The following is a 19,951-nucleotide window of genomic DNA, read 5'->3' as shown; positions in this document are numbered from 1 at the left end:
GGCTCACAAGAATTGCCCCACTGGAGGTTAGGCGACTACCACCCCACCCTTGCCAGTATAGCCCTATGGTCAGAAAAAGTCTTATTTATAGTTTCAAAATTGAGGAAATCTAAGCCTTTAGAAGCAAGAATATAATCAATTCGCATGGGGAAACCGTCAAAGTCAAACGTAGTTCCCAAGCCATTTCCACGTTCCCGAAAAGCATCCTGCATATCATTTTTTAACATGCGGTAACTATATGAAAATGGGGTGTTATTAAAATCGCCGCAAACGATAATTGGATGATTTGTATTGCTCTGATGTTTTAAAATAGTGTTTATCTGATTTTGCTGCTTTTCAAAAACAGAAGAAATTTGATTCTTTAATTTTTCATTGTCAACTTCTTGTAAGTAAGTAACTCTTGGCGAAATCCCCATAGACTGTAAGTGTACATTATACACCCGAATAGTATCCTCTCCTTTAACGACGTCTGCATAAAGTGTATTATTGCTAGATTCTGTAAAATCAAATCCACCAGTATTTATCAAAGGATATTTTGAAAAGTAAGCGTACCCCACTTCTGCTCGTGGCCTTCCATAGTGGATATATTTATACGGATAAGCCGATAAATCAATTTTATTAAACCTGTAGTATTCCTGAATACAAAGTACATCTGGATCATGTTTCTTAAGTATTTCAGACATTATCTCGATTCCCTTAATTTTAAGGTCTGAATTCTTCTCATAGCCATTAAAGATGCGAACATTATACGAAAGAACACTAAGTGTATTTTTATACTGTGATGCATCTCCTTCCTCAGACACTTCATAAAAAACATTAAAATAGAAATAGGAAACAAAAAGTACGATAAACGATAGAAAAAACCTCGCTCGTAGTTGGATAGCCCAATAAAGTGCAAAAATAATATTGAGGATGATAATTAGCGGCACAAAAAGACTCAACAAAGAAAGTGTGGGAAAGCTTTTCGGTGGTAAATACGGTAGAATAAAGGAAACCAATAAAAGAAAGGCGACAAGTAAATTACCCCAATAGATTAACGTATTGAAAAATCTTTTCATCGGTGTTAGTCGTCTTTCCCAGCTTTAAACAAATAGTCTTTTTCGGCTTTGGTAAGGCTTTCATAGCCGCTCTTGCTAATTTTGTCTAGAATACCATCCACCTTTTTCTGATGATCAGATTTTGATGTCTGGGTCTTAGTTTTTTGTTTGGTCTTTGGCTGTTTTGTACGATGCACGGTTTTGAAGGGTTTCTTGGCTCGGGGTTTAAAAAGGTTGGCGATCCAATCCATAAAATTCTCAAACCACTTTCCAATATCATTTCCTTTTGCCAATTGTACGGCATAAACATATCCAAAAGCAGCCCCACCCACATGAGCCAATAAGCCACCGGCATTACCCGATGAAGGAATGCGAATAAGATCCATAAGAAAAAGGAAAACCGCAATATGCCATAGTTTAATGGTAAAAGTAAAAATACGCACTTCGGTATTGGGTGTGTAGGTAGCCACAAAAATCATAATTGCTGTCACTGCCCCAGAAGCTCCTATTAAATACCCTCTACTTTGAGCAAATACAGGAAAGAGGTTATAGGCTAAAACAAATAGCAAGCCCCCAAACAATGCTCCCAAAAGATAGATGGTAAGCAATCGTTTTCCAGTAAATAGGTTTAAAGCAAACTGCCCAAACCAGTATAACCAGATCATGTTAAACAAAATATGAAAGAAGCCAAAATGAAGAAAGCCATAGGAGATTAAGGTCCACGGTCTAAATACCAGCGTGCTAATATCGTCTTGCAACACAAACCATCGGGTAAAGTATTGCGGACTTATACTCATAAAAAAAGACCCTAAACTAACAATCAAAAACACAGCTGCATTGATAACAATGAGCTTTATCAGTATATTGGCTGTTTTATATTTATATAAAAGGTTACTTGCTGTCATAACTAATTCCACCGATGACTATCAAAACTATTTTTTTTCCAGTACCAGGCCATAATAAAGCCAAACAATGCCCCACCAATATGCGCCCAATGTGCAATTCCGGTTGGAGTTCCAGTAATTCCAAAGATTAAATCTAAGACTATAATTCCTGGAATAAAGTACTTCGCCTTAATTGGTATTGGCAGGAAGATAAGCATAAGCTCTATATTTGGGAACATAATACCAAAAGCCACCAATATTCCATATACCGCCCCAGAGGCTCCAAGTGCCACCCCGTTATACGATTGAGCCATAGAGGTTATCTGCTCCATAGGCACCGTATCTAGAACGGCTTGGGTTCCACCATTCCCTCCAGATAGATAGCTCATTAACTGGGCTTCGCTCCATCCGCCTGCCAACAAGGAGTCCATAACACTATGAATATGGAAGTAATTTACCGCAGTATGCACAACCGCTGCACCAAGTCCTGCCGAGAAGTAAAAGAAGAGAAACTTATTCCTGCCCCAACGCATTTCTAACGGCGAGCCAAAGGCCCAAAGTGCGTACATATTAAAAAGGATATGAAATATTGAGGAAGGATCATGCATAAACATATGCGTGATAGGCTGCCAAAATTGAAAACTAGGATTCTCAAAGTAATAGAGTGCAAACAGTTTGATTGATATATCTCCAATTAAAAATGACCCTATATAAAAGATCACGTTAATAATTAAAAGAAATTTTACTGTATCGGTTATTTTTCCCATAATATTCCCTGCCCCTTGATTATCGCTCAGGATAATCCTTAACAGTTATTTTTTCACCCTAAAGGCTTGGTTCTACATAAATTTTTTATCAAAATCGGTGGCATCAACCGTGGTAAAAATAGGCTTGTTGTTTGCACTTACATTTGGCTCCTTACATGCAAACAATTGATTGATTAGGTGCTCGCGTTCTTCCTTATTTAAGGAAGCTCCTGTTTTTATAGCCATACTAGCCGCCATTGATTTTGCCAACATATCGTTTTGACTGAACCCGCTATCGGGCACTTCTTCTTTAATATCGCGCACCAATTGCTCCAACAAATTTACAACATGGCGTTCCATAATCAAGGTAGGGATACCACTAATCTCAATTGTTTCATCTTTCATTTCTGAAAAAACAAAACCTGTATGCTCCAATTGCTCCCTGATTTTCTGCAGTACCGCTACATCAGGCCTAGAAAAATTCAATTCTAATGGAAACAACAACTGTTGGCTAACCGCTTCTTTTACGGTAATATTTTTTAAAAACTCTTCATAAAGAATGCGTTGGTGCGCCAAATTTTGATGCACAATCATCATCCCGTTCTTCAACGGACATACAATGTATTTATTTTGAAGCTGAAACGTTACCTGTTCAGGTTCAAGATCGCTATTTTCAAATAGACTTCCCGTTACCTGCTCGCTTTCAAACTCAATAGCTTCTATTCCTGACACCGCAACGTCTTCATTTTTAGCACCCACATAAAGCGACTCCCAAGATGAAGCTTGCTCTCTTTTAAAAGGAAAATTAACCTTAGCTTGTTTCGGCTTTTCCTGAAAAGGGTTAAAGTCTTTATCTACATCAATAGAAGGCGCGGTAGGCGTTTTTTTACTGTAATCATAAGGTGTATCAAAACCTTTATCATGGTCAAAGTCTAGTACTGGCGCAATATTGAATTGCCCTAAGCTGTGTTTTACCGTTGCGCGAAGCATGGCATAAATGGAGTGCTCGTCATCAAATTTCACCTCCGTTTTTGTAGGATGAATGTTTATATCTATTGAATGCGGATCTACGTCTAAAAACAAAAAATAGCCCGGATGAACGCCATTCTTCATCAGACCTTCAAATGCCGATGATACGGCATGGTGCAAATAAGAGCTTTTTACAAAACGGTTATTTACAAAAAAGAACTGCTCGCCCCTACTCTTTTTTCCAAATTTAGGTTTTAGCACAAAGCCTTCAATCTTTAAAATTTCGGTTTCTTCTTGAACGGGAACCAGTTTTTCATTGGTCTTGCTACCAAAGATGTTTACTATGCGTTGCCGCGAATTTGAGGTTGGTAAGTTAAATACATCATTTCCGTTGTGAAGCATCTGAAAGGCAACACTTGGATGCGCCAAAGCTACGCGATGAAACTCATCAATAATATGCCGAGTTTCCACGGAATTGCTCTTTAAGAAATTTCGCCGCGCCGGAATATTATAAAAAAGGTTTTTAACCGAAATAGTTGTCCCCTTTGGAACAACGGCCGGATCTTGCGAAATAACCTTGCTGCCTTCAATTGTGAGGTGGGTTCCTATTTCAGAGTCTTCTGTTCGTGTTTTCAACTCCACATGGGCAATTGCGGCGATAGAAGCCAAGGCCTCGCCACGAAAACCTTTGGTATGAAGGTTAAAAAGATCTTCGGCAGCCTTAATTTTTGAAGTTGCATGACGTTCAAAACTTAGCCGTGCATCGGTAATGCTCATACCACCGCCGTTATCGGTTACTTGAACCAAGGTTTTACCCGCATCTTTTATAACCAAGGTTATGGTAGTTGCTTTTGCATCAATAGCGTTTTCTAGCAGTTCCTTCACTACAGAAGCAGGGCGTTGTACAACCTCCCCTGCTGCAATCTGGTTTGCAACGTGATCCGGTAATAACTGAATAATATCTGACATTAAAGTTTATGCGTAGAAAATAGATAAATCGAATTCGATAATAAATAGGAAAAGTAGCACCAAGATAGCAACTATAATAATAATTCTTCGGTTGGCGTTTTTATCTGAAGAATGCCGCAAGTCTGCCCATGCGGTTTTAAATTTTCCCTTTAAACCTTTGTTTTCACCAACTGTAGTACGGAAACGGTCAAATTTATGCTCCATAGAATATGGACTGCCTTCTCCGTCAAACTCATAGTGACGTGGTTTATAGTTAAATTTCTTGTTTTTTCTTTTGCCTATTAATCCCATAATTGTTGTGCCTCAAAGTTACTGAAAATACTGTGTTTTCTAAAGTATTTCAGAAGCTTGTTTTGAACAATTACCATACCACTGTCTTACTCAATCTCCTCTAAAGGAAATTGACTGACTCATTAAAGTAACTAAAAAAATCATTAGTGTCCGACAAAGATGTACGACCGCTTCGCTAAATGACTAACGACATACGACTAGAATTGTAAAGCCTTGATAATTATGTTAATTCCGTTATACATATTTTTAAAATGTTTATCCTTTATTGGAATCTCAATAGCAAGGTGTTATATTTTAATGATATTCTAAAAGCTTACTATTGTTGAAACAAGTGGTTTTTTAATTATTTTAATCGGACACTACTATAAAAAAATGAAATTATTTCTAAAGCACTTCCTTTTCGGAGGAACTTAAAGCCCCATTAAAACTTAGAATCTTTCCTAAGCTGAGCCATTTTTATGGCAGCTATGGCCGCTTCGGTACCTTTGTTACCGTGCTTACCACCGCTACGCTCTATAGATTGCTGCATGTTATTATCTGTAAGCACACAGAAAATAACAGGAATATCACCTTGAACATTAAGGTCTTTTATACCCTGTGCTACAGCTTCACAAACATAATCAAAGTGCTTTGTTTCCCCTTGAATAACATTTCCTATGGCTATAACAGCATCCAGCATATCGTAGCTTTTTGCCATATGTTTACAGCCGTAAATAAGCTCATAGCTCCCCGGAACGTTCCAACGAACAATGTTTTCATTAATAGCGCCACAATCCTTTAAAGCATCAAAAGCGCCTTGAAACATGCCTTCAGTAATCTCGTGATTCCACTCTGAAACAACAATCCCAAACCGAAAATCTTTCGCGTTTGGGATTGTGTTTTTATCGTAAGCCGATAAATCTGTATTTTTTGTAGCCATTTATTTTTTCATTGCTTCCGCGCGACCGGTATAGATTTCGGCTTTGGCGGCTTCGGCTGATTTTGGATAATCATCCGCTATTTTTTTGAAATGTGATAATGCCTTGTCGGTATTTTTTAAAGACATGGCAGCTATTCCAGCTTTTAAAAGGAAGCGTGGCGTAGTAAAGTCGTTCGTACGCATTTTTGCAGCTTCTTCATAATACTTTAAAGCATCTTCATTTTGGCCCAATTGCATAAATGCATCGCCAATTGCTCCTTTTGCCAAAGGCGCTAGCATATCGTCATCGCTCTTAAACTTATCGAGCTGCGCAACGGCCTCTTTGTATTTATTAGTATTTAAATAAGCCATACCCGCATAGTAATGTGCAAGATTTGCCGCATTGGTTCCGCTGTAGTTATTCATGATGTCAAGGAAACCGTATTTCCCCTCACCACCTTGTAAGGACAAGTTGTAGAGTGAGTCTTTTGCAGGAGCTGTCAGTGCTTGCTCCCAATAGTTCTGAGCTTGAAACATCTCGTTCATCGCTTCAGCCTCTTTTGGTTGCTGAACAAATTTCTGATATAGGAAATACCCTAGAACACATACAGCTACAACCCCGATAACCCCAAGAATTAACTTTTGGTTTTTCTCTATCCATGCTTCAGTTTTAGACGCGCCTTCATCTAGCGTGTTAAATACTTCTGCCGTTGTACTGTCATCTTCAAACTGCTGATCCTTTTCAGCCTTAGTTTTGGGTTTGCCTCCGCGTTTTTTATACGTTGCCATAGTTATTGGTTATAGTGGCGCAAAATTAAAATTTTTAATGGAATTTAAAAGGATTCTAATTTCTTATTTTTTATTAATTTCAAAAGCATGCATTTTTCACCTTAAGTCCTTTAGGTTATATAGGTTGTGAAAATTTGAAATCCTTAAAAAACTAGAAAATAGACAAAATGACGTAAGACTTAGGACGAAATCACTACAAACCTCTTATTTTTACAACTTTTTACAACACTTTTTGAATTGAAATTTTAGTCTTCCGTGAAAAGTCTAAAAGTCACACGTCTAATTATAATATGATTTTACAAAAATTATCGGTACTCAACTACAAAAACTTTGAAGCATCAACCTTTGAGTTTGATCCTAAAATAAATTGCTTTGTAGGAAACAATGGCGTAGGAAAAACCAATGTGCTTGATGCCATTTACCACCTTTCTTTCGGGAAAAGTTATTTTAACCCTATTACGGTTCAGAATATTAAACACGAAGAAGATTTTTTTGTGGTGGAAGGTATTTATGAGAAGGCAGATTCTTCAGAAAAAATTGTAGTTAGCGCCAAAAGAGGTCAGAAAAAAATTATAAAACGAAACGGAAAGGCATACGATAAATTTAGCGACCATATTGGCTTTCTACCTTTGGTAATAATTTCGCCAGCAGACCGCGACTTGATAATTGAAGGCAGCAGTACGCGAAGAAAATTTGTTGACGGAGTTATTTCGCAGCGCGATTCGGAATACCTCCACACCTTACTTAAGTACAATAAAGTGCTGGCACAACGAAACTCATTGTTAAAGTATTTTGCGGCCAACAACACCTTTAACCAAGATACCATTGATATTTATAACGAACAGCTACATGCCTTCGGAACGCTTATCTTTGGGAAAAGAATGGCTTTTCTGGAGGAATTTCTTCCTATTTTTATAAACCGATACAAATCCATTAGTAGCGGGGAAGAAGACATCAACCTAGTGTACCAAAGCCAGTTGAAGGAAAACGACTTATTGACATTACTTCAGCAAAACATCAATAAAGATAAAATTACCCAGTACACCAATTTCGGAATCCATAAAGACGATTTGGTTTTTGAAATTGACGGCCACCCCATCAAGAAGTTCGGCTCGCAGGGGCAACAGAAATCGTATCTTATTGCTTTAAAGCTGGCGCAGTTCGACTTTATAAAAAACCATTCAAAGACGAACCCAATCTTGTTATTGGATGATATTTTTGATAAATTGGATGAAAAGCGAGTTGAGCATTTAATCAGCTTAGTAGATAACGAAAATTTCGGACAGCTTTTTATTAGCGATACCCATGCAGAACGAACAGAGGAAGTTATAAAGAAAGTACATCAAACCTATAAAATGTTTCCATTAACTCCGTAAAACCAGGTTAGGCAGATTACTGTAAAGCACCAAATAATGCAGACAACACAAAACCCAATAAACAAATGAAATACAAAATCATAATTTTACTGCTCAGCATTTTTTTCGTTTCCTGTGAAAAACCAGATCCAAAAGCGCAAAAAGAAAACCTCAACGGCTATTGGGAAATAAAAACCGTAACCATGCCCAATGGCGACAAGAAAAATTTTGATGTTAACACCCTAATAGATTATATAGAAGTTAAAGGCGACAGTGGCACACGCACCAAAGTTGCTCCAAAATTTGACGGCACGTTCAGAACCAATGGCACTTCAGAAAACTTCACCTTAAAAATTGAAGATGACAGCCTTCGAGTGTATTACAAAACCCCCTTAGACCAATGGAAAGAAACGGTAATTAAGGCCAAAGACAGCACTTTGGTTGTAAAAAACAGGGATGACAAAATATACACCTACACCAAATTCAAAAAGTTTGATTTTGGAGAATAAAATGATTGTAGGTTACAAAGAAAAAAACCAACTAAAGCTTTTAAAAAAATGGCAAAACGACACGCAGAAAACATTTCACTTGGCGATGCTTTAAAAGAGTTTATCGGCAAAAATAAGCTTGAAAAAGGCCTAGACAAGGTAAACGCGAAAGAAGCTTGGGTAGCCGTTATGGGGCATGCTATAGTAAAATATACCTCCGATGTAAAACTAGACCGCGAAACATTGTACGTTCAGCTGTCGTCTTCGGTTTTACGGGAAGAACTCAGTTACGGGAAAGAGAAAATAGTAAAATTGCTCAACGAAGAAATCGGGAAGGAATTGATCAAGAAGTTGATTTTTAGGTAATGAGCCTAGCTTATCATCTCTACAAATTTAACAAAACATCGAAAATTGATTAAAAAACTGATAACAATATTTCTAATTATAATCACATTCAATGGATTTTCTCAAAATAGAATTGAACTAATCTCATCAGATTGCAGCCAAGAAAATGGTTTTACGATGTTTAAATTAGGTAGAGCAAATCCGAAAATTCTGACAACACAAGTGTTTGAAAACAAAAATGACTATTGGGGTGGACACAAAAAAATAATCTATAATCAATCAGACAGCTTAAAGATTGAGTATTCGAATATTTTCGGACAACGAATTGATACAATTTTCACCAATGCCAAGCACCTAGAAAAAATCTCAGTTTGTGTAAATAAATTTTCAGATTATCCAAAAAACTCATTGATAAAAAAAGCGATTGACAAAAATAAAAAATGGACCCTCATCTCTTCTTGGGGACATTCCGTTTTTGAAAGTGATAAGTTGGTGTTTAATCCCGGAAACGGTTATTTACGATACAAGTATTATAAAAACAACAAAAGAATAAGTAAAGGTAAAATTCAAATAAATAAACAAAATCTAGAAAGAATACATTTATTTGAAAAGAAAATGAGACTGGTTAACAATCCAAATGGTGATTGTAACTCATCCCATAGTTTTGAAATAAGAATCGGGGACGAGAAAATTAAAATCTTGGATTATGGTTGTGTCGGATTTTCTAGCAATCAATTATTAGAAGATTTAAAGATAGCGGAATAAAAAACTCGTAACCCCTAAAACTGGCTGGTATAAAACCAAAAACGCCCTCCAAACTGGAAGGCGTTTTTAAGTTTAATGTTAACTAGCGAACGACACCGCTCTGGGTGGTCGTTAATCTAGAACGTATCGCGACCGGCAAAATGAAAAGCACCTTCAATAGCTGCGTTTTCATCGCTATCACTTCCATGAACAGCATTTTCACCAATTGAAGCTGCATATAATTTACGAATAGTACCATCTGCAGCATCTGCTGGGTTGGTAGCACCAATTAAGGTACGGAAGTCCTCAACGGCATTGTCTTTTTCAAGAATTGCTGCAACGATTGGACCGCGCGTCATATACTCCACCAATTCGCCGTAAAATGGGCGTTCACTGTGCACTGCATAAAATTCTTTTGCGTCTGCAGTTGTCATTTGGGTAAGTTTCATCGCTACGATTCTAAATCCGGAAGCGTTAATTTTTTCAAGAATGGCGCCGATGTGTCCTTTTTCAACCGCATCTGGCTTTAACATAGTAAATGTTCTGTCTGTTCTCATTGTGTGTATTAAAATTTCGGCAAAAATAGGTATTATAATTTCAAAAGTCAAAAGTTATCTTTTCAATTATAGTAGTGTCCAATTAAAATATAGTCGTGTCCGACTATTTCATTTATAAAAAAGCTGAATGACGCTACACGGAAAGATCTAGAGTTTATTTGGGACTGTGAAAACGTAAATACCAATACACGAAAAGATTATTTGTGGATTGGTGGTCAGAACTGACAAAATTAATCGAACCTTTTTTACAATCTGAGTCTCGCCCCTTTGGGGGTTAGGGCGCTTTTGTTGTATATTCGCGCCCTATGAACAAAGAAACTACTGAAATTGTCCGCAACCTACTCGCATCACCCCAAAAAGTGGTAATTGTAGGTCATAAAAACCCAGATGGCGATGCCGTAGGTTCGTGCTTAGGGCTCTCTTTTTTTCTAAAAAGTTTAGGTCATGATGCAAGCGTATTAATGCCAAATGATTTTCCAGATTTTTTAAAATGGATGCCCGGCGTTGATGATATTGTTATCTATGAAAAAGAGACCGAGAAAAGCAAAGCAATCATTGACAAGGCCGCACTTATTTTTACGCTAGATTTTAATAGTTTGGATCGTGTTGGTGCGCTTGGAGAGATATTAGAAGCTTCAAAAGCAAAGTTTGTGATGATAGATCATCATCAACAGCCAGCAGATTATGCCGAAGCAACTTATAGCGATGTAAAAATGAGCTCCACCTGCGAAATGGTCTATCATTTTATGGATGCCTTGGGCGAAGCAGAAAAACTAACTAAAGAAATAGCCATAAACCTTTACACAGGGATAATGACAGATACCGGCTCGTTCCGTTTTTCATCTTCCTCCCCTACCACGCATAGAGTTGCTGCAAAACTGATAGAGGCTGGAGCAGACAACGCCACTATTAATCAAAATGTGCACGACAACAATAGCCCCGAGCGCATGAAATTGCTGGGTGTAGCGCTCAACAACCTTACCATTCTCCCTGAATTTCATACGGCTTACATAACCTTAACCCAAAAAGAGTTGGATGAGAACAACTTTAAAAAAGGCGACACCGAAGGTTTTGTAAACTATGCGCTTTCAGTAAAAGGAGTGGCTTTCGCTTTAATTTTTATTGAAAACAAACAGGAAAGCATCGTGAAAATTTCATTGAGAAGTAAAGGCGATTTTTCTGTCAATCATTTTGCACGTACCCATTACAGCGGCGGAGGCCATAATAATGCTGCCGGCGGAAAAAGTTCACAGTCCCTTAACAAAACAATAAACGAATTTATTAGTATCTTGCCACAGTATAAAGATGAACTCGCACATGCTTAGTAAGCTGTTTTATATTTTACTCTTTTCAGTCCTAATCGCTTCCTGCAAAAGCCCGGAGGCCAGACAACCAGTGCAAAGTAACTCTGGAACTTTTTTTAAAGAATCTGCAGATAGAAACAAGAAAATCTATGACCAAGAAAAAAGTTATATCGAAAAGATAATCGCAAAAGATTCCGCACATCAATATATTACCTCAGAAAATGGGTTTTGGTATTTTTACAACAAAAAAGATACCGCTACCATCGAGACGCCAGATTTGGGGGATATGGTAAAATTTACCTACAACATAAAAACCCTTAACGGCAATGTAATTCTTTCAGAGAAAGAGAATGGATTACAGCAGTATAAAGTAGACCAGAGCAATCAGGATCTTATCTCCGGAATTCGTGAAGGCATTAAACTTATGAAGGAAGGCGAAACAGTGACCTTCCTCTTTCCTTCCTATAAAGCCTATGGTTATTATGGGATTGAAGAAAAACTCGGCACCAATATTCCGGTGCAGAGCACAATCACGTTACATTCAATAGAATCAAACTAAATTAATTAAACTAAAGATGAAAAAACTAACAGTTTTATTTTTATTTCTCACCCTTGCATTCGCATCTTGTCAGGAAAAATATCCAGACTTAAAAGAAGATGGTGTTTATGCCGAATTTATTACCAATAAAGGAACTTTTGTAGCCAAATTAAAAAATGAAAGTGCCCCACTTACAGTTTCAAATTTTGTGGCATTGGCAGAAGGAACCAACGGAATGGTAGATTCCATATACAAAGGGAAACGTTTTTATGACGGCCTCAGCTTTCACCGCGTAATCAAGGATTTTATGATTCAAGGTGGCGATCCAAAAGGTGATGGTACCGGAAGCCCAGGGTATGCGTTTCCAGATGAAATATCAGACAGCATCCGCTTTGACCAGAAAGGACTTTTAGCTATGGCAAATTCGGGACCTGGTACTAACGGAAGCCAGTTTTTTGTAACTTTAAAAGAGACACCATGGTTAAATGGCCGCCACACTATTTTTGGCGAGATTGTTAAAGGACAAGAAGTGGTTGACAGCATTGGCGTTATTGAAACTAACAAACCAGGAGACAAGCCAATCGAGCCTGTTATTATGGAGCGCGTTAATATCATTAATAAAGGCGATGTTAAGGTTCCTTACTTTACGGAAGAGATGAAGAAGCTTGAAAAGGAAAAGAAAGAAAAAGAAGAGCGAATTAAGAAAGTAGCAGCCGCTCAAGCTCAAGAGCTTAAAGCCCTAAAAGCTAAAGCCGATTCACTTTCGTCTGGAGTGAAGATTTATTTTAATGAAAAAGGAGATGGCGCTCAACCCAAGGAAGGCGATAAAATTTTAATGAACTATGCAGGCTACCTTACTGATGGTAAGTTATTTGATTCAAACATTCTAGAGAATGCTGAAAAGTTTGAAATGGTTGATGATATGCGTAAAGCGGCAGGACAATATGTTCCTGTGCCAACAGATTATAGCAAAGACGCCCAATTAATCCCAGGGTTTCGCGAAGGCCTACTTAATATGAAGGTTGGCGACAAAGCTACTGTCTTTATCCCAGCTCATTTGGCATACGGAAAAAGAGGAATTCCTGGAGTTATCCCGGCAGATTCCGATTTGATTTTCCAACTTGAATTGGTGGAGATCGTTGAATAATTTCATTATTTATTAAATACAAAAAGAGGAACCAGTTTTAAAATTGGTTCCTCTTTTTTATTTAGATTCAGGACTGAAGGGAGTCAAAAAACAAGACTAAAGAGAGTAAGAACAGTTTCTTCTTTAAGTAGAACAGTATCAGTAAAACGAATCTGTCCTGTTTCTTGCAACGCAGCGGTCTTGATTCCTGGTTCTAATTTACTTCTTCGGAATACTCTTCAATATCTCCATAACGAAATCCCAGTATTTTTTAGCTGAAGAAATGCTTGCGCGTTCATCGGGAGAATGCGCTCCTCTAATGGTTGGACCAAATGAAATCATATCCATTTCTGGGTAATTCTGACCTAAAATACCACATTCCAAGCCTGCGTGACAAGCGGCAACCTCAGCCTTTTCGCCATTCATTTCTTGATATAAACTATCTAAGACTTTTAAAATATCACTATCCATATTTGGTGCCCAACCGGGATAATCGCCGTCAAGGTTTACGTCATAGCCTGCAAGTTCAAAAACAGAAGTAAGTGCATTTGCAAGTACATTTTTAGAAGATTCAACCGAGCTACGGGTTAAGCATTCAACCTTAATCTTGCCATCAGCAACAGCAACCTTCGCGATATTATTAGAGGTTTCAACTAAATCTTCAATATCTGGGCTCATTCGGTAAACCCCGTTATGTGCAGCATTCATTGCTTTTAAAAATAAATTCTGATCACTTTCAGACATAACTTTCGAAAATGCTTCATCAGCTTTTTCTGCAGTAATTGAAAGGTTTGGCTCTAAGGATTTATATTCCGAAGCAATTGCGTTTTTAATTTTATCCAATTCCTCTTGAAATTTTTCTTCCGAAGAAACCATAACTTGAGCTACACTTTCCCTAGGAATAGCATTACGAAGACTTCCACCTTCAAGCCGTGCCAATTGCATAGCATCTTTTGTAGCGAAAAGAACGCGGTTCATCAATTTATTGGCATTCCCCAAGCCTTTAATGATGTCCATCCCGCTGTGGCCGCCCTTAAGGCCTTTAACTTTTAAGGTGTAAGCCGTAGCATTTTGTGGAGCATCCACTCCGCTGTAAGTTCCCGTAGCGGTAACATCTACACCTCCTGCACAGCCAATGCCTATTTCGTCATCTTCTTCGGTATCTAGATTTAGAAGAATATCGCCTTTTAACAAACCACCTTTTAGCCCTTTAGCACCCGTCATTCCCGTTTCTTCATCAATGGTAAAAAGTGCTTCAATTGCCGGATGTACAATTTTATCGCTTTCAAGAATCGCCATGATTGTGGCAACTCCAAGTCCGTTATCTGCTCCTAGCGTAGTTCCTTTTGCGCGAACCCAATCGCCATCAACATACATATCAATTCCTTGTTTGTCAAAATCGAAATCGGTATCGTTGTTTTTTTGATGCACCATATCTAAATGGCTTTGGAGCACGATCATTTTTCGATCTTCCATTCCCTTCGATGCAGGTTTGCGAATAATCACATTACCAACCTCATCTTCCATTGTTTCTAGGTCTAGGCTTTTTCCAAAGTCTTTCATAAAAGCAATTACACGCTCCTCCTTTTTTGAAGGACGTGGCACTGCGTTTAAATCTGCAAATTTGTTCCAAAGGGCCTTGGGCTCCAGGTTTCTTATTTCTTCGTTCATAGTTTATTTGTAATTTATAGTGAAAAAAAAGGGTCACCACGAATGCACGAATAATTTTGTTTACGCTTTAGTATTTCTGCGAAATACTATTGGACACAATTAATAGAGAAACATTTGTATATTCGTAATAATCTTTCTGAACTTTACTTTCAAATAAACCCAAAAGAAATACATTCGTGTATTCGTGGTTATACTACTACAGATCATACTCAGAAAAATACATTCGTGTATTCGTGGCTACACTTTCCACAAAATTAACTTTTTTCATCCGCTATAAAAATTATGTAGAGAAAGAATTACTTTGTAAGTTTGATTTATGCAAAGACGAACCGCGCTTATTCTTGCGCTACTGCTTCCCGTACAAGTAATTTTATTGCAAGTTCTGAAAAACTTTCCAGAATTTGTGGAGAAGTATTACAGTTTGGGAATTTACCCCATGCTTTCAAAAGTATCCCGTTACCTGTTTGGGTGGGTACCATTTTCGGTAGGCGATCTATTTTATTTATTGATTGCCCTAGTCGCTATCCGGTGGGTTTACAAGAATTTTTACCGACTTCGTTTTGAGCCCTTTCGCGTAGCTGTAGATATTTTCGCTGCAGTTTCAGTAGTTTATTTTATGTTCCACCTACTTTGGGCTTTTAATTATTACCGAGTTCCACTGCATCAATCGCTCAAGCTGAAAAGTGATTATTCGTATGACGAATTACTTTCTACAACCAACCGGTTTATAGAAAAAAGTAATGCTATGCACCGCAAATTAGGCTATGCAGACTCCATAAAAATTGATTTGCCTTATAGCCAGAAGGAAGTCTTTAAACGGAGCCTAAATGGTTATAAAAACCTTGAAAAAGAATATCCACAACTGGCTTATTCCCCCAGAAGCATTAAAAAAAGCGGTTGGAGTTTAGGGCTTACTTATATGGGGTATAGCGGTTATCTCAATCCATTTTCAGGGGAAGCACAGGTTAACAACCTTATCAAAACCTATAAGTTTCCAGTTGTTGCCTGTCATGAAGAAGCGCATCAAATAGGGTTTGCTGCAGAAAATGAAGCTAATTTTATTGCAACAATGGCAACGCTTCACAATGATGATTTATACATTCAATACGCTGGATACATTTTCACCCTTCGTTATTTAATAAATGAAGTTGCCCGAAACAATGAAGCCGAATACTACAGCCTCTTAAAGAAAATAAATCCCGGAATCTTAGCCAGTTATAAAGAAATGCGTGATTTCTGGAAAAGTTATGAAAACCCATTCGAGACTTTTTCAAAGGTCTTTTGGGATAATTTCTTAAAAGCGAACAACCAACGTGACGGAATAATGAGCTATAATTATATGGTGGCACTGGTGGTTAATTATTTTGAGGATAAACCGCTTTGAAAATGAAATTGATTCCGATAGCTATCGGAACGAAATTGAAATCAAATGCGAAATCGAAATCGAAAGCCATCGGAACGAAAACGAAATCGAAAAACTCGAACAACAACTACCCGCCAGCCGCTAAATAACCAGTTACTTTTTTATCAGTTTCTTTACAACTGTATTTCCTTCCGAAGAAATTTTCACTATTCTGAAAAAGAAAACTTTAGCATTCCCTATATATCATTTAATTTTTTTCAGTATTCTTGTACTGCAAAAACTGCCTACTTTATGAAAAGGAAACATATAACTCAGATAATCCTTGTTATGGGGATTCTGCTGCTTTTTCAGTCGTGTGAACTAAAGGTTATGGACGATCGCCGCGTATTGATAAAAGGTAGCGTAGTAGATAGTTCTAATAATCCAATCGCTAATATCTCAGTTAGGTCTATGGCATCTGGTGAAATACTGGGCGAAACATATAGCCATACCAACGGATCGTTTCAATTTACTTCACTAGAGGCCGAAAATAACTACGGAGTATCTATTTTAGTGAATATGAACCCTAATAATAATTATAACGAAGGCAATATTTACGACCGTACAGAAGACTCTATTTATTCAGCAAAAAAATTTTACAGCAATAGCAGCAAGCGTAATGCCACCACCTACAATTTGGGAAAAATACAACTCAATAAGACAGCACGATTAGATGTGTTTTTTAATAATGTCGCAGGAGACAATAACAGCGTGGCTTATAAATTTGAATACGTAAAAGCAATTTGCGACATAAACTTGGATAATAATAACACCGAAGATTGTTATTATAACGCAAACTATTATCAGCAACTCGATATAAACACTTTAAACTTTCAAACAAATTTATATAGTCAATTGGGCACAACAGTAATCCTTAAATACATTTTAAACAATGAGCCCGAGCAAGTAATTGAAATACCGCTTACAAACACAGAAAATAACTATGTTTTTGAATTTTAGACTCCTCATTACGGCGCTCTTAATCTCAACTATTGTGAGTGCTCAAGAAACCCAAGACACAGAAGAACAGAAAACCAAAACCCAAGAAGAATCTCAGGCGCCCGGAAAAAATGTTGGTAGTATCGCTCTTGGTCCATATTTTCCAATAGCATTTGGTGATAATTTTGCGAATAACGGAATGGATTTAAAAATGGGAGCAAGATTTTCATTTAAAGTAAATGCATATCAAGGCTTCTATATTGGTCCGTATTTCAGTTTTTTTAATGGTAGCGTAAACACCCCCCAACTTTTGGGTAATTACACTGAAACCACAAATACTGTAATTGGAGGAATGATTGGCTATGAAAAGCACATAAACAAGTTTGATATAAACCTCGGCATTGGTGTTGGCGCTTCCACCTATATTAATGACGGACGGTTTATTAACTTTAGAGATACAGCAACGACCGTTTGGATTAATCCAGAAGTCAGTTATCGACTAACAACCTATTTAGGCCTTTACTTTGCACCAGAACTACGACATGATTTTATGAATATTGACACCCCTCCAGAAATACAAGATATGTTTAAGGGCGTAAACTACTTTAATATTAGCTTCGGGCTTCGTATTAATTTGGGGACGGCTTATAAGTATTTCTAAAGTATCTTTGTAGCATGCACAAAATCATCACCAGCCTTCAAAACCAGCTGATAAAACAAATTGTTCAGCTTCAGGAAAAATCTCGCGAACGTAGAAAATCCGGACTTTTTATTATCGAAGGCCAACGAGAAATTTCACTAGCACTACAAGGTGGATATGCATTGAAAACGCTTCTTTTTTGTTCCGAAATTATTTCCGAAGAAGAGTTTATTACGCTAAAAGAGTCAACTAACAGCGAAGTAGAATTCATTGAAATCTCTACTGAAATCTATCAAAAACTGGCTTATAGAAGTACTACGGAAGGCGTAATTGCAATTGCAATTTCAAAGAAGTTAGACATTTCAACCTTCCAACTACCCACAACCAACACCCCACTAATCTTAATCGCTGAAGCCCCCGAAAAACCTGGGAATATTGGTGCGCTTCTACGTACGGCAGACGCGGCAAACGTAGATGCTGTAATAATTGCCAATGCGAAGACAGATTTATACAACCCAAATATCATCCGCAGTAGCGTGGGATGTTTGTTTACCAATAATGTAGCCACGGGAAGCACATCAGAAATAATTTCGTTTCTAAAAGAAAATAAAATCAATATTTACTGCGCAGCCTTGCAAGCTTCGGTTCCCTACCATACATGCAATTTCAAAAAAAGCACCGCCATAGTTGTAGGCACAGAAGCCACAGGACTTTCCGAAGAATGGCTTAAAAATAGCACTCAAAACATTATCATTCCCATGCAGGGCGAAATAGACAGCATGAACGTTTCGGTAGCTGCGGGAATCCTTATTTTTGAAGCTAAAAGACAGCGAAATTTTCTAAAGTAAATTTCCTAAATCACAAATATTTAAATCCCGAATTTCAAACAAAATCAAAGTCTAAATTCATGACTTTTATTGAAATTTGATGCTTAAAATTTAGAACTTAAATTATGAGTCCAGAAACTCTTTTCTATATAATAATAGCAATATTAATTATCAGTTTTATTATTGACCAATCGTTGGATTATTTAAATGCAAAACACTTTGGAGATACGCTTCCTAAGGAGTTAGAAGATATTTTTGACGAAAAAGAATATCTAAAATCCCAAAAATATAAAAAGGAACGTTACAAATTTGGTGTTCTAACCTCAGTGGTTTCACTAATTGCCACCCTCCTATTTTTCTTTTTTGATGGCTTTGCATACATAGATGGGCTTGCACGATCTGTTTCAGGCAATGAAATACTAATCGCCCTTGTTTTCTTCGGAATAATTATGATTGCCAGTGATATTCTAACTACTCCGTTTAGCTATTACAGCACTTTCGTAATAGAAGAAAAATACGGCTTCAACAAAACAACTCGGACAACCTTCTTCCTGGACAAACTGAAAGGCTGGCTAATGGGCGCGGTACTCGGCGGAGTTATTTTGGGTGCCATCATCTGGTTTTATCAAACTACAGGCAAAAATTTCTGGCTCTACGCTTGGGGAATCGTTACCGTATTCACCGTTTTAATGAATCTGTTTTATGCACGCTTTATTGTGCCTTTATTCAACAAACAAACCCCGTTGGACAAAGGTTCGCTTCGATCCCAAATTGAAACCTACGCTTTAAAAGTAGGTTTTACCCTGGATAAGATTTTTGTAATTGATGGCAGTAAGCGAAGTACAAAAGCAAATGCCTATTTCTCAGGCTTTGGCAGCGAAAAACGCGTTACACTTTACGATACTTTAATAAAAGATTTAAACGAAGAAGAAATAGTTGCCGTCCTCGCCCATGAAGTTGGCCATTACAAACGAAACCACATTATCATCAATCTTTTTGTCGCCATTATTACCACTGGGTTTACGCTGTGGCTACTATCGTTATTTATAGGAAACCCCTTACTCTCTGAAGCATTAAACGTCTCGCAACCTTCATTTCATATTGGGTTAATCGCTTTTGGCGTGCTTTATAGTCCGATTTCGGGAATAACAGGACTTTTGATGAATTACCTAAGCCGAAAATTCGAGTATCAAGCAGATGATTACGCAAAAAACACCTACGCCGCGCCTCCGCTTATTTCGGGTTTAAAAAAACTTTCAAAAAATAGTTTAAGTAATCTAACCCCGCATCCGCTTTATGTCTTTGCGCATTATTCACATCCTACGCTTTTGCAGCGGTTTCGGAATTTGAATGCGTGATTTGATTGTTTTCTAGGTTGTTGAGAAATTTGTGTGGCAAAGTTGGATTTAGCTAAACCTCGTCACATTTCCAT

At 37.5% G+C, this 19,951-nt stretch carries 21 protein-coding genes; 12 read left to right on the top strand and 9 right to left on the bottom strand.

Going from position 1 to position 19,951, the window contains the following annotated elements:
- Nucleotides 1–35: 35 nt before the first annotated feature.
- The 7 genes from QPK98_RS13245 to QPK98_RS13215 form a co-directional block, all read right to left on the bottom strand.
- The gene (locus QPK98_RS13245; protein ID WP_310993944.1) at nucleotides 36–1,058 is read right to left on the bottom strand and encodes an endonuclease/exonuclease/phosphatase family protein; all 1,023 of its coding nucleotides are present in this window, start codon (nucleotides 1,056–1,058) and stop codon (nucleotides 36–38) included.
- Between the two features lie 5 nt (nucleotides 1,059–1,063).
- The gene (locus tag QPK98_RS13240; protein ID WP_310993943.1) at nucleotides 1,064–1,942 is read right to left on the bottom strand and encodes a rhomboid family intramembrane serine protease; all 879 of its coding nucleotides are present in this window, start codon (nucleotides 1,940–1,942) and stop codon (nucleotides 1,064–1,066) included.
- Between the two features lie 2 nt (nucleotides 1,943–1,944).
- A complete protein-coding gene (locus QPK98_RS13235; protein WP_310993942.1) occupies nucleotides 1,945–2,688 on the bottom strand; it encodes a rhomboid family intramembrane serine protease in 744 nt (247 codons plus the stop codon).
- A gap of 72 nt (nucleotides 2,689–2,760) precedes the next feature.
- Entirely contained in the window at nucleotides 2,761–4,605 is a 1,845-nt protein-coding gene (gene mutL / locus QPK98_RS13230; RefSeq protein ID WP_310993941.1) for a DNA mismatch repair endonuclease MutL, read from the bottom strand.
- Nucleotides 4,606–4,611: 6 nt separating this feature from the next.
- Nucleotides 4,612–4,896: a riboflavin synthase subunit beta gene (locus tag QPK98_RS13225; RefSeq protein WP_310993940.1), complete on the bottom strand. Its 285-nt coding sequence runs from the start codon at nucleotides 4,894–4,896 to the stop codon at nucleotides 4,612–4,614.
- A gap of 421 nt (nucleotides 4,897–5,317) precedes the next feature.
- Nucleotides 5,318–5,815 (bottom strand): 6,7-dimethyl-8-ribityllumazine synthase, encoded by a 498-nt coding sequence (ribH, locus tag QPK98_RS13220; RefSeq protein ID WP_310993939.1) that lies wholly within the window; start codon nucleotides 5,813–5,815, stop codon nucleotides 5,318–5,320.
- Nucleotides 5,816–6,583 carry a tetratricopeptide repeat protein gene (locus tag QPK98_RS13215; protein WP_310993938.1) on the bottom strand — a complete coding sequence of 256 codons (768 nt, stop codon included), beginning with the start codon at nucleotides 6,581–6,583 and terminating at the stop codon, nucleotides 5,816–5,818.
- A 290-nt stretch (nucleotides 6,584–6,873) separates the two neighbouring features.
- Between QPK98_RS13215 and recF the strand changes: the two genes are divergently transcribed.
- The 4 genes from recF to QPK98_RS13195 all read left to right on the top strand — a co-directional run bounded on the left by recF (nucleotide 6,874) and on the right by QPK98_RS13195 (nucleotide 9,536).
- Nucleotides 6,874–7,959: a DNA replication/repair protein RecF gene (gene recF / locus QPK98_RS13210; protein WP_310993937.1), complete on the top strand. Its 1,086-nt coding sequence runs from the start codon at nucleotides 6,874–6,876 to the stop codon at nucleotides 7,957–7,959.
- Between the two features lie 65 nt (nucleotides 7,960–8,024).
- Nucleotides 8,025–8,447 carry a lipocalin-like domain-containing protein gene (locus QPK98_RS13205; RefSeq protein WP_310993936.1) on the top strand — a complete coding sequence of 141 codons (423 nt, stop codon included), beginning with the start codon at nucleotides 8,025–8,027 and terminating at the stop codon, nucleotides 8,445–8,447.
- 48 nt (nucleotides 8,448–8,495) lie between these two features.
- Nucleotides 8,496–8,792, top strand: coding sequence for a DciA family protein (locus tag QPK98_RS13200; RefSeq protein WP_310993935.1), 297 nt, complete (start codon nucleotides 8,496–8,498; stop codon nucleotides 8,790–8,792).
- A 45-nt stretch (nucleotides 8,793–8,837) separates the two neighbouring features.
- Nucleotides 8,838–9,536, top strand: coding sequence for a hypothetical protein (locus QPK98_RS13195; RefSeq protein WP_310993934.1), 699 nt, complete (start codon nucleotides 8,838–8,840; stop codon nucleotides 9,534–9,536).
- A 116-nt stretch (nucleotides 9,537–9,652) separates the two neighbouring features.
- Here QPK98_RS13195 and QPK98_RS13190 read toward each other — a convergent pair whose 3' ends face one another.
- A complete protein-coding gene (locus QPK98_RS13190; protein WP_310993933.1) occupies nucleotides 9,653–10,072 on the bottom strand; it encodes a nucleoside-diphosphate kinase in 420 nt (139 codons plus the stop codon).
- Between the two features lie 305 nt (nucleotides 10,073–10,377).
- Here QPK98_RS13190 and QPK98_RS13185 point away from each other — a divergent pair, with 305 nt between their 5' ends.
- Genes QPK98_RS13185 through QPK98_RS13175 form a run of 3 tightly spaced genes read left to right on the top strand, consistent with a single transcriptional unit; the run spans nucleotide 10,378 to nucleotide 13,061 of the window.
- On the top strand, nucleotides 10,378–11,397 hold the full coding sequence (locus tag QPK98_RS13185; protein ID WP_310993932.1) for a DHH family phosphoesterase: 1,020 nt from the start codon (nucleotides 10,378–10,380) through the stop codon (nucleotides 11,395–11,397).
- Nucleotides 11,390–11,935 carry a gliding motility-associated peptidyl-prolyl isomerase GldI gene (gldI, locus tag QPK98_RS13180; RefSeq protein WP_310993931.1) on the top strand — a complete coding sequence of 182 codons (546 nt, stop codon included), beginning with the start codon at nucleotides 11,390–11,392 and terminating at the stop codon, nucleotides 11,933–11,935. Before QPK98_RS13185 ends, gldI begins: the two co-directional genes overlap by 8 nt.
- A gap of 16 nt (nucleotides 11,936–11,951) precedes the next feature.
- Nucleotides 11,952–13,061, top strand: coding sequence for a peptidylprolyl isomerase (locus QPK98_RS13175; protein WP_310993930.1), 1,110 nt, complete (start codon nucleotides 11,952–11,954; stop codon nucleotides 13,059–13,061).
- A gap of 198 nt (nucleotides 13,062–13,259) precedes the next feature.
- On the opposite strand, the gene QPK98_RS13170 is transcribed toward QPK98_RS13175, so the two are convergent.
- Nucleotides 13,260–14,711 carry an aminoacyl-histidine dipeptidase gene (locus QPK98_RS13170; RefSeq protein WP_310993929.1) on the bottom strand — a complete coding sequence of 484 codons (1,452 nt, stop codon included), beginning with the start codon at nucleotides 14,709–14,711 and terminating at the stop codon, nucleotides 13,260–13,262.
- Between the two features lie 316 nt (nucleotides 14,712–15,027).
- Between QPK98_RS13170 and QPK98_RS13165 the strand changes: the two genes are divergently transcribed.
- From QPK98_RS13165 to QPK98_RS13145, 5 genes are all read left to right on the top strand, one after another.
- Nucleotides 15,028–16,095: a DUF3810 domain-containing protein gene (locus QPK98_RS13165; RefSeq protein ID WP_310993928.1), complete on the top strand. Its 1,068-nt coding sequence runs from the start codon at nucleotides 15,028–15,030 to the stop codon at nucleotides 16,093–16,095.
- A gap of 270 nt (nucleotides 16,096–16,365) precedes the next feature.
- Nucleotides 16,366–17,073: a carboxypeptidase-like regulatory domain-containing protein gene (locus QPK98_RS13160; RefSeq protein ID WP_310993927.1), complete on the top strand. Its 708-nt coding sequence runs from the start codon at nucleotides 16,366–16,368 to the stop codon at nucleotides 17,071–17,073.
- Complete coding sequence (locus QPK98_RS13155) at nucleotides 17,063–17,713, top strand: hypothetical protein (RefSeq protein ID WP_310993926.1); 651 nt, start codon at nucleotides 17,063–17,065, stop codon at nucleotides 17,711–17,713. Before QPK98_RS13160 ends, QPK98_RS13155 begins: the two co-directional genes overlap by 11 nt.
- A 14-nt stretch (nucleotides 17,714–17,727) precedes the next feature.
- Nucleotides 17,728–18,540 (top strand): TrmH family RNA methyltransferase, encoded by an 813-nt coding sequence (locus tag QPK98_RS13150; protein ID WP_310993925.1) that lies wholly within the window; start codon nucleotides 17,728–17,730, stop codon nucleotides 18,538–18,540.
- 104 nt (nucleotides 18,541–18,644) lie between these two features.
- Nucleotides 18,645–19,877, top strand: coding sequence for a M48 family metallopeptidase (locus tag QPK98_RS13145; protein ID WP_310993924.1), 1,233 nt, complete (start codon nucleotides 18,645–18,647; stop codon nucleotides 19,875–19,877).
- Nucleotides 19,878–19,951 lie beyond the last annotated feature (74 nt).

Source organism: Aequorivita marina (assembly GCF_031631895.2).
Classification (GTDB): domain Bacteria; phylum Bacteroidota; class Bacteroidia; order Flavobacteriales; family Flavobacteriaceae; genus Aequorivita; species Aequorivita marina.
Note: the sequence above shows the minus strand (reverse complement) of the source record. Positions and strands in the feature narration are given on the sequence as shown.